15 protein-coding genes are annotated in these 9,530 nt (G+C 67.9%); 3 read left to right on the top strand and 12 right to left on the bottom strand.

Translation table 11 applies throughout. From position 1 onward, the window contains the following. Positions 1 to 110: 110 nt before the first annotated feature. Positions 111 to 1,142 (bottom strand): rod shape-determining protein, encoded by a 1,032-nt coding sequence (locus tag VFX14_15075; GenBank protein HEU5191006.1) that lies wholly within the window; start codon positions 1,140 to 1,142, stop codon positions 111 to 113. Between the two features lie 243 nt (positions 1,143 to 1,385). Continuing rightward, complete coding sequence (locus tag VFX14_15070) at positions 1,386 to 1,934, bottom strand: inorganic diphosphatase (protein ID HEU5191005.1); 549 nt, start codon at positions 1,932 to 1,934, stop codon at positions 1,386 to 1,388. Between the two features lie 54 nt (positions 1,935 to 1,988). Here VFX14_15070 and VFX14_15065 point away from each other — a divergent pair, with 54 nt between their 5' ends. The 3 genes from VFX14_15065 (at position 1,989) to VFX14_15055 (ending at position 3,948) form a co-directional block, all read left to right on the top strand. Then, positions 1,989 to 3,020: a hypothetical protein gene (locus tag VFX14_15065; protein HEU5191004.1), complete on the top strand. Its 1,032-nt coding sequence runs from the start codon at positions 1,989 to 1,991 to the stop codon at positions 3,018 to 3,020. 188 nt (positions 3,021 to 3,208) lie between these two features. After that, positions 3,209 to 3,412, top strand: a complete 204-nt coding sequence (locus VFX14_15060) for a cold-shock protein (protein HEU5191003.1) — start codon at positions 3,209 to 3,211, stop codon at positions 3,410 to 3,412. A gap of 335 nt (positions 3,413 to 3,747) precedes the next feature. Next, on the top strand, positions 3,748 to 3,948 hold the full coding sequence (locus VFX14_15055; protein HEU5191002.1) for a cold-shock protein: 201 nt from the start codon (positions 3,748 to 3,750) through the stop codon (positions 3,946 to 3,948). Between the two features lie 458 nt (positions 3,949 to 4,406). On the opposite strand, the gene VFX14_15050 is transcribed toward VFX14_15055, so the two are convergent. From VFX14_15050 to VFX14_15005, 10 genes are all read right to left on the bottom strand, one after another. Further along, positions 4,407 to 4,718 (bottom strand): helix-hairpin-helix domain-containing protein, encoded by a 312-nt coding sequence (locus VFX14_15050; GenBank protein ID HEU5191001.1) that lies wholly within the window; start codon positions 4,716 to 4,718, stop codon positions 4,407 to 4,409. A 125-nt stretch (positions 4,719 to 4,843) separates the two neighbouring features. Continuing rightward, positions 4,844 to 5,224, bottom strand: coding sequence for a copper resistance CopC family protein (locus VFX14_15045; protein ID HEU5191000.1), 381 nt, complete (start codon positions 5,222 to 5,224; stop codon positions 4,844 to 4,846). A gap of 12 nt (positions 5,225 to 5,236) precedes the next feature. Further along, entirely contained in the window at positions 5,237 to 5,548 is a 312-nt protein-coding gene (locus VFX14_15040) for an HNH endonuclease (GenBank protein HEU5190999.1), read from the bottom strand. Beyond that, entirely contained in the window at positions 5,545 to 7,533 is a 1,989-nt protein-coding gene (locus tag VFX14_15035) for an ABC-F family ATP-binding cassette domain-containing protein (GenBank protein HEU5190998.1), read from the bottom strand. Before VFX14_15035 ends, VFX14_15040 begins: the two co-directional genes overlap by 4 nt. Before the next feature lie 25 nt (positions 7,534 to 7,558). Next, positions 7,559 to 7,957: a PPOX class F420-dependent oxidoreductase gene (locus tag VFX14_15030; protein HEU5190997.1), complete on the bottom strand. Its 399-nt coding sequence runs from the start codon at positions 7,955 to 7,957 to the stop codon at positions 7,559 to 7,561. Continuing rightward, entirely contained in the window at positions 7,957 to 8,103 is a 147-nt protein-coding gene (locus VFX14_15025) for a hypothetical protein (protein HEU5190996.1), read from the bottom strand. The genes VFX14_15030 and VFX14_15025 overlap by 1 nt, the downstream gene beginning before the upstream one ends. Positions 8,104 to 8,115: 12 nt before the next feature. Then, positions 8,116 to 8,304, bottom strand: coding sequence for a carboxymuconolactone decarboxylase family protein (locus tag VFX14_15020; GenBank protein HEU5190995.1), 189 nt, complete (start codon positions 8,302 to 8,304; stop codon positions 8,116 to 8,118). Further along, positions 8,304 to 8,822, bottom strand: coding sequence for a hypothetical protein (locus VFX14_15015; protein ID HEU5190994.1), 519 nt, complete (start codon positions 8,820 to 8,822; stop codon positions 8,304 to 8,306). Before VFX14_15015 ends, VFX14_15020 begins: the two co-directional genes overlap by 1 nt. Then, the gene (locus VFX14_15010; protein HEU5190993.1) at positions 8,822 to 9,148 is read right to left on the bottom strand and encodes a gamma-butyrobetaine hydroxylase-like domain-containing protein; all 327 of its coding nucleotides are present in this window, start codon (positions 9,146 to 9,148) and stop codon (positions 8,822 to 8,824) included. Before VFX14_15010 ends, VFX14_15015 begins: the two co-directional genes overlap by 1 nt. Continuing rightward, positions 9,145 to 9,530: hypothetical protein (locus VFX14_15005; GenBank protein ID HEU5190992.1), on the bottom strand; the 386-nt coding region annotated here is incomplete at its 5' end. The genes VFX14_15010 and VFX14_15005, both read right to left, overlap by 4 nt.

Genomic DNA, 9,530 nt, shown 5'->3' with positions numbered 1-9,530 from the left:
CGGCGATCGACCACCATGTTGATGATCGCAACGCCGGCCAACAAGGCGGCCAGGCCAGCGAGCAGCACCCGACTTCGGATCTCGGTCATGACACCTGCGCCGGACCGGCGTCAGGAACGATGCGCGACTTCCCTCAGCAAGGACATGTCGTCCAGCGTTCGTCCGGTCCCGATGGCGACAGCGGTGAGGGGATCCTCTGCCAGCATGACCGGGAGGCCCGTCGCCTCCCGGAGCAAGACGTCGAGGTTGCGCAGCTGCGACCCGCCGCCGACGAGCACGATGCCCTTGTCGACGATGTCCGCCGCCAGCTCGGGCGGCGTGCGCTCGAGACAGGTGCGCACCGTGTCCACGATGGCCATGACGGGCTCACGCAGCGCCTCCCGGATCTCCTCGTCGGTGACGACGATGGTCTTCGGGATGCCGTCGATGAGGTCCCGGCCCTTGACCTCCATGGAGAGGCGCTCGCCTCCCATCGGGTAGGCCGAGCCGAGCTTGATTTTGATTTCTTCCGCGCGCCGCTCGCCGATCAGGAGGTTGTAGTGTTTCTTGATGTATTGGACGATCGATTCGTCCATTTCATCGCCGGCGATGCGCACCGACTTCGAGTACACGATCCCGGACAGCGAGATCACCGCGACCTCCGTGGTGCCGCCGCCCATGTCCACGATCATGTTGCCGCCCGGCTCCTGGATAGGTAGGCCCGCGCCGATCGCGGCCGCCATGGGCTCCTCGATCAGGTACACCTCGCGCGCGCCCGCCTGCATGGCGGAGTCACGCACCGCGCGCTTCTCGACTTGGGTGATCCCCGAGGGAACCCCGATGACGATGCGCGGGCGCACCAGGGTCTGCCGGCGGTGCACCTTGCTGATGAAGTGGTGGAGCATCTTCTCCGTCACGTCGAAGTCGGCGATGACGCCGTCCTTCAGCGGCCGGATGGCGGTGATGTTGCCCGGCGTGCGGCCGAGCATGGCTTTGGCCTCGTGTCCCACCGCGAGCACGGAATGGTCGGCCTGGTGGATGGCCACGATCGAGGGCTCGTTCATCACGATGCCTTCGCCGCGCACGTACACGAGGGTGTTCGCGGTGCCAAGATCGATCGCGAGGTCGTTCGAGAACAGCCCGGCAAGCACGCTGAACAGCATCGCCGCTCCTATCTACTGTGTAAGGGGTTCGCGACAGTTCTACCTCGACCCAATCTAGCATCGGTGAGTTGTTGGAACAAGAGAAACGTAAGAGTTTTCAGGAGGATGGACGTCACTGACCCAACGCTGTTCACTGACATGTCACTCCGTTGACGCCGAATTCCGTCCCGAATGCCCATAAAATCGGCGTTCTTTCGACGGGTTAAGAGAGGGCTTGCTTCGGGGCCGGCGGGCCACCCGGCTTCAACGGGCGGGCGAGAGCCCCGGGAGGATCTTCGTCCGGTAGAGGGTGACCGCGTCGCGGATCACGTGGTAGGCGTCCACCCGGCCGCGGATGTGGTCGACGTCGACCGTCTTCTCCTCAAGCACCTTGTAGTCGAGGAAGAACCGCTGCATCTCCTTCAGCCGATGCGGCGGGAGCTCGGAGACGTCGCGGTAGTGCTCGTATTCGGGATCGTCGATGTGCACGGCGATGACCTTGTCGTCCTGCCCCTTGTCGTCACGCATCGTGATGACGCCGATGGCTTTGGCGCGGAGCACGCACAAAGGCACCACCGGCTCCTGGCCCAGCACCAGCACGTCCAGGGGGTCGCCGTCGTCACAGTACGTCTGGGGCAGGAAGCCGTAGTTCGCGGGATAGTGCACGGCCGAATGCAGGACGCGGTCAAGCGAGAGGAGGCCCGTAGCCTTGTCCAGCTCGTACTTGATCTTCGAGCCCTTGGGGATCTCGATGACGCAGCGGAAGTGCCGCTCGACGTCGTCACCGAGGGCCACGTCGTGCCACGGATTCATGCGGCATCCAGTGTGGCACGCGGTCGGGAGCTGTGCCACCATGGCGGCCCGACCATGGACGAGCTCGAGACCTGGTTCGACAAGGGCGTCACGGACGGCTTGCCGGTGATCCCCCCGACGCGCGAGCGCGTGGAGCGGATGCTCGGCGGCACCGCGCGCGATCGCGCCGAGCTGGTGGGCGAAGTGCCCCCGAACTACGGCCGCGCCACCGTCGAGAAGGTCGCGATCAATGCGGTGATGGCGGGCTGCCGAGCCGACTACCTGCCCGTCGTGCTCGCCGCGGTGGAGGCCGCGTGTGATCCCGCGTTCGCGCTGCACGGCATGTCCACCTCGACCCACTTCTCGGCCCCGCTGATCGTGGTCAACGGCCCGATCCGGGGGCGCATCGGCATGAACTGCTCGTTCGGCGTGTTCGGACCCGGCTTTCGCGCCAACGCCACGATCGGGCGCGCGCTCCGGCTCATCATGATCAATCTCGGCGGCGCCAAGCCGGGGGAGACCTCGATGTCCACCTTCGGGCATCCGGGACGCTACACGTACTGCATCGGTGAGTTCGAGGAGGCGAGCCCGTGGCCCGCGCTGTCCGTGGAGCGGGGCGTTCCCGCCGGGCAGAGCGCGGTCACCCTCTTCGCGGGAGAAGCGCCCCATGGCATCTCCGACCACGCCAGCCGCACCGCTCGGGAGCTGGCGGGATCGATCGGCTGGTCCATGTCCGGTCTGTGGAATATCAAGCACTTCCCCCTCTACTCCCACACGATGCTGGTCGTGGGCCCAGAGCACGCCCGCACGCTCGCGGAGGAAGGCTGGTCCAAGGAAGATCTCAAGCGCCACCTCCACGAGACTGTCCGCCTGCCGTTTCGGAAGCTCTTGCCGGACGCGGACAACGGGGAAGGGACCAATCTGCGCTTCGGCAAGGGTCTCAAGCCCGAGCCGGACGATCTCATCTCGAAGTTCCCCTCCCCCGCCGAGCTCCATGTGGTGGTGGCGGGAGGCACGGCCGGACGCTTCTCGATGGCCATTCCCGGCTGGCTCGGCACGCGCAACGGCTCGAGACCCGTCACGGTGGCTATCGAAGAATTGGCTTGACCGATGACAATCCATGGGGTACCTTGATCAAAGGTTGTGGTCACCGGTAGCGCAGATCATGAATTTTGACGCCGCGAGGACCTCAGGTCCCGCGGCGTTTTTGTTTGTCCTCCATATCGGGAGGGCGCCCCGCCATGGTGGCGGGGTATCACCGGGGGCATAAGCCCCCAGAAGAAGAGGATGTAGAGATGGCTCAGGGAACGGTCAAGTGGTTCAACGACGCGAAGGGGTACGGCTTCATCTCCCAGGAGGGTGGCGAGGACGTGTTCGTGCACTTCAGCGCCATCCAGGCTCAGGGGTTCAAGAGCCTGGCCGAAGGGGATCGGGTCGAGTTCGAGGTCAGCCGGGGACCCAAGGGGCTCCAGGCCGCGAACGTCCGTCGCGCGTCGTAGGAACCCCCTCCCGATAGAGGGCAGATCGGGGCTCCCCAAGCCCCGCAGCAGCCGGACCCCCATCATGGGGGATCCGGCTGTTGTCCTTTATGGGGGTGTTGAGAGGGCTTGACAGGAGCCCCACCGTATTGATAACTTAGCCACGACCTGGAATCGAAGTGCGGCTTGACTCGTACGTGAGAGCGACTCGAGAGTAGTCAGCGGAAGCGCCGTGAGGACCTCGGTCCTCCTAGGCGCTTTTTTTGTTTTCCCCCGAGCTCGGGGGAGCCCCGGCCATGGTGGTTGGGGATCACGCGGGTGGCCTCGCGCCGCTCAAGGAGAGAGGGAACCGAGGTATGGCACAAGGTACGGTCAAGTGGTTCAACGACGCGAAGGGCTACGGCTTCATCCAGGTCGAGGGCGGCGAGGACGTCTTCGTCCACTACAGTGCCATCCAGGCCCAGGGCTTCAAGAGCCTGGCCGAGGGGGACAAGGTCGAGTTCGAAGTGACCAAGGGCCCGAAGGGGCTTCAGGCGTCGAACGTCCGTAAGGCCTAGCGACCGCCACACGCGACCCATGACGGCCCGCCGGCGCGCCCGGCGGGCCGTTTGACTTTCCGCGAGTCAACATCCAAGCGGTAGACAAGAAAAAGCCCCGACGGTACTTGCGGCATTTCGTGCTGCAAAGCCGCCCCGCTGGTGAAGGGCGGGACCGTCGGGGCCGGTGGTTCCTGGGTCCTCCAGGGCCACCTGCGTGCTACAGGGCCTTAGGAGGTGACCACCTCACAGATCACCGTAGGGGTACACATCGGCTGGATCACCTCCCTTTCTCGGCGAGGCCCGACTCGAGGCCCAGGTGCCCACTACCTCGCACCGGACGCCGACTCCCGGCAGGAGGCTCGATCACGTCGTCGCCGGCGGAATTGCCGACGGGAGACGCCAGAGAGAGCCTGTGTGCGCTCCGATCGATTTTGACAGCATCGTACCCACTCGCCGATGGGCGTGCAAAGGCTTTTTTACTTCACCGCCATGCGGCCCTCATTCCGCTCGATCACGCCCTTGCCGACGCCCTCCACCTTCTCGAGATCCTGCACGCGCCGGAATGGCCCGTGCGCCTGACGATACTCGATGATGCGATCCGCCGTGCCCGGCCCGATCCCGCTCAGCTTCATCAGCTGCGCCCGAGAGGCCTCGTTGATGTTGATCTTGCCGTCGGCCTTCGCCGTCTTCGCGCCACCGTCCTTGCCCGGCTTGTCGTCGGCTGCCGCGGTCCCCGCGACCAGCCCCACCGCCAGCGCCATTGCAAGCCCCCATCCGATCCGATTCATATTCATCGCGCCCCTCCCTGTGATTGATTGGGACGATCATTCGTCCGGGGCGATTTGATCGAGACGAGGGGCGCCGGACAATGTCCAACGTTCGATACGGCGGCGTGACGCCGGGAGGATACGGGTCAGGGCGCGACGCGGAAGCTGAAGTCGCCCTCGACCACGTGGCTGTCGACCGAGAGGACGCGCCAGCGGACCGCGTAGCGGCCAGCGCCGAGGGGCTCGAGCGGTACGCGGAGTTGCCGGGGTGATCCCGGCTCGGTGTGCGCCTCGCCCCGGTCCACGCGGCGGCCCTTCTCATCGGTGACCTGCACGGTGGAGAAGGCAGGCTCCAGGCGCTCGGTGAAGCGGAGGCGCACCTCGGTCGGCGCGGCCTTCACCGTGCTGCCCGGACGCGGCTCCGCGCGCTCGAGGAAGGAGTGCGCGAAGGCTACGCCGGCAACCAGCGAGACGAGCACGGTCAGGGTGAGCGCGCGCCGAGGGGACGGGGCGGCGAGACGCGGCATCGGCACCGCCCGCTATTCCTCCGCCGAGCCGGCGAGGCGCTTCACGTATTCCTCCCACTCCCAGGGCAGCATCGCGCGCTTGCGGTTGTTGCACGCCTTGCAGGACGGCACCATGTTGCCCCGCACCGAGCGGCCCCCGCGGATGAGGGGAACCAGATGGTCGGCGGTGAGCGCCCGCGCGCCCACCTGAGCGCGGCAGTAGTAGCAGATCCCTTCGGCGACGCGTCGCTTCCACCAGCCGCTGGCCCGCAGCTCGCGCGCGCGGGCTTTCTCGCGGCGCAGTTCGTCGTCGCCGACTTGCGGGACGAAGCGCGGCTCGCTCACGCGTCGGCTCCCGCCGGTCCCGCCACGGTCGACAGACGCTCCGAGAGCTCCTCCCACTCGTTCATGAGCCAGGCCACCTGCTCCTCGGCCTGGCGGCGCGCCTCCGCGATCTCGCGGGCTCGGGCGCCGTCTCGATAGAGATCGGGATCAGCGAGGGCCAAACCGATCTCGGCGAGACGCCCTTCGAGCTCGCTGATCTGCTTCTCGACGGCGCCGAGCCGCTCGCGAATGGCCTTGACCTCACGCTCGAGGGCACGGCGGTCGGCCTTGCCCGCCCCGTGCTCGCCGCGCGGCGGCACCGGCGCGCGGCTGGGCGCCGCCGCCACGGGCCGAGCCTTGGGCGGGCGCGCGGCGGGCGCAGGCGGTGCGGGGGGAGCCTGCGGCGCGGCCCGGGCCCCCGCCTTGGCGGCGAGGTAGTCGTCGTAGTCGCCCAGATAGTCGGTGAGCCGCCCGCGGTCCACCTCCACCACGCGGGTGGCGATGCGATTGATGAAGTAGCGGTCGTGGGAGATGAACACGATGGTGCCGGTGAAACCCCCGAGCGCCTCCTCCAGCACCTCCTTGGACGCGAGGTCGAGGTGGTTGGTGGGCTCGTCCATGCAAAGGAGCGCCGCCGGCCGCACCAGCATCTTGGCGAGGGCGAGGCGCGCCTTCTCGCCACCGGACAGCACCGCCACGCGCTTGTCAACCGCGTCGCCGCTGAAGAGGAACGAGCCGAGGATGGTGCGGAGGCGGGTGTGAGTAGCCTCGGGCGCCACCGCCTCGATCTCCTCCAGGACCGTGCGCGCGGGATCGAGCGCGTCCAGCTGATGCTGGGCGTAGTAGTGCACCTCGACGTGGGCGCCCAGCTCCCGCTCGCCCGCATCGATGGGCAGCACGCCGGCGAGGATCTTGAGCAAGGTCGACTTCCCCGCCCCGTTGATGCCTACCAGCGCCACGCGCTCGCCCCGCTCGGCGGCGAAGTCCTCCCCGGCGTAGACCACGTTGTCGCCGTAGGCCTTGTGGATCCCCGTGAGCCGCTCGACGACGCGCCCGGTGCGCGGCGGCTGCGGAAACTTGAAGTGGATGTGCCGCGCCGCCCCCTCCACCTCGATTCGCTCCACCTTCTCGAGCATCTTGATTCGGCTCTGCACCTGCCGGGCCTTCGACGACTTGTAGCGGAAGCGCTCGATGAAGCGCTCGATCTCCTCGATGCGCTTAGCCTGGTTACGGGCGCGCGCCTCCGTGAGCGCGCGACGCGCCTCGCGCTCCACGAGGTAGTGGTCGTAGTCTCCGGGGTAAACGTCGATGGCACCGCTGGTCAGGTCGGCGATGGACGTGACCATGCGGTTCAGGAAGTAGCGGTCGTGGGAAACGATCACCACTGTCCCGTCATACGACATGAGGAAGTTCTCCAGCCAGCCCAGCGACTCCAGATCCAGATGGTTGGTGGGCTCGTCGAGCAGCAGGAGATCCGGTCGCAGGAGCAGCAGGCGAGCGAGCGCCGCCCGCATCCGCCAGCCGCCGGAAAACTCCCCGAGCCCGCGATGCACGACGCCGGACGCGAAGCCGAGTCCGCCGAGGATCATCTTGGCCTCGGCCTCGAGGCGATAACCGCCCAGCGCCTCGAAGCGATGCTGGAGCTCGCCGTAGCGGTCGGTCAGGGCCGAATCCGCGTCCGGCCGCGCCATGGCCTCGGCGAGCCGCTCGAGCTCGGCCTCGAGCTCCCAAACCTGGTCGTAGCCGGACAGCGCCTCCGCCAGGACGGTACGCTCCATGCCCCCGGCCACCTCCTGGGGGAGATAGCCCACGGTGACCCCGCTGTCGAGATGGACCCGCCCCTCGTCGGGCTCCTCCACTCCGGCGAGGATGCGGCAGAGCGTGGTCTTCCCCGCGCCATTGGGCCCGACGAGGCCGATGCGCTCGCCCCGGACCACTCGCCACGAGCAGTCACGGAGGAGCGCCTGGCCCCCGTACCCTTTGGCGATCGACTCCAGCGAGATCACGTGATGCGCGCGCCCCTCTCTCGCCTCAGCCCATCACCTGGACGCGCTCGGGCACGACCTTGTAGATCACGCGTACCTCGCCCGGCCGGCGGTGCTGGTACTTGTCCACCCCCGTGTACTTCTTGGCCAGCGAGTCGATGTGGGCGTCCGCTCCCGCCTCCGTCGTCTCGGCGATGCGGCCGCGGATCTGGAGGTAGCGGTAGGGATTGTCGGGATCCATGATCGCGAGCGCCACTTTCGGCGTGCGGCGCATGTTCTTGTCCTTCACCCGGCCCTTGGCGGTATTGAAGCGGAGGTGCGTGCCGTCCCAGTCGAACCACACCGGCGTGACCTGCGGCGCGCCATCGGCGCCCACGGTGGCGAGGGCGGCGAAGGCCTTCTTCTTCGTCAGGACGTCCTTGAACGCATCGGGAATCGTCACCATCAGGAGGCTCCTTTCTTCAGCGCATCGAGGACCGCGAAGGCGTGACGGACCGACTTGATGGCGAGGGTCCCGCCCATCAGCACTCCGACGTCCATGGTCTCGGCGATCTCCGCGTCGCTCGCACCCAGGTGGAGGACCTCCTCCACGCGGTGCTCGATTCAGTCGAAGCAGTTCTGCGAGATGGCCACCGCGAGGGCGGTGAGCTCCTTGTGCTTCTTGCTGAGCGCGCCGTCGGCGAAGACATGCTTGCCGACCTCGCTGAACGCGGCGGGCACCCGCATCGTGCTCTTGGCGACGAGACCGGCCAGGCGCTTCCGCTCCGCATTCTTCTCGTGCAGATGGAACATCAGGCGTCCTCCTTCCGTGGGGGGGCTTCGGTGAGGGTCCGTGCGCGCGCCTCCGCCATGCCGCGGAGGGCGAGCAGCAGCCGGACCATGCATTGCTGGACGAGGGCGCCGTCCTGCGCGGTGGGATCCGACATCCACGAGCGCGCCACGTCGCCGCCGTCGGTCTGGAAGCCGAGCGTCGGCGAGAGCGCCTGCAGGCGCAGCAGCAGGTCGTCGGGCGGTAGCCCCGTCGCGCGTAGGCGCGCCACCACCGCGCCGCGGACCGCCGCGTTCCAGATCCCGGTGAGGGCCTCCAGGAGCGCGGCATAGCACGTGGCGTCGGGCTTCTGCCCGAGATGCTCGAGCACCGCCGCGACCAGAGGATGCACGGCGGGGTGGCCTTCCTCATCCTCGCCGACCAGGCCGACGAGCAGCGGATCCTTGGCGAGCCCGGCGCGCTCGAAGATCGCCACGAGATCGGACACCGGGACCGGCGGAAGCCCGGCGAGACGGTCGAGCAGCGGCTGGTCGCCGCTCATCAATGGCCCCCCGTGCAGCCCGCGCAGCGGCACAGCCCTCGCAGGACCCCATAGGGATAGAGGCTCTCGTGCCCGTCGGCCCAGATCACGCGAAGCGCGTCGGGCAGCCGCTTGATCTCGCGCGGCCAGGCCATCGTCTCGGTGAGTGGCGCGGGCTCGGTGCCGGCCGCGGCGGGATCGTCCTGCCGCAGGCGGTCGAAGGGAAAGATGCTCGAGTGCCCGTCGGCCCACGTGACGCCGATGGCGTACCGGCCCACCAGGTGGACGTCCTTCGGCTCGCCCGGATTGCCCTGACCGAGAATCGGCAACAGACCCTTGATCGTCATGTGCCGCCTCCCACGTCCGCCCGCGTCAGGCGCTGCCCGGCCAGCAGATAGTGCACGACGAGGTTCTGGTGCGCGCCCCACCGGGCGGCGCGCCGCCGGATGGCGCGCTCGCTCAGGTGCCGGCCGCGGTTGTAGAAATGCGCGAACGCCTTGCGCACCGCGAGGTCACCGGCGGGGCAGACGTCGCCGCGGCCGAGCCCGCGCGCGAGGAACCAGTCCGCCGTCCAGCGGCCGAGCCCCCGCACGGCGGTCAGCGCCTCGATGATCTCCTCGTTGGTCCGCGTCGCGAGGGCGACGAGGTCGAGCTCACCTCCGTCGATGAGCCGGGCGAGACCGATGATGTACTCGGCCTTGCGGCCGCTGAACTTCATCCGGCGGAGAT

The organism is Candidatus Methylomirabilota bacterium, from assembly GCA_035764725.1.
Taxonomy (GTDB): Bacteria; Methylomirabilota; Methylomirabilia; order Rokubacteriales; family CSP1-6; genus DASRWT01.
This window is presented reverse-complemented; position numbering and strand designations above follow the sequence as displayed.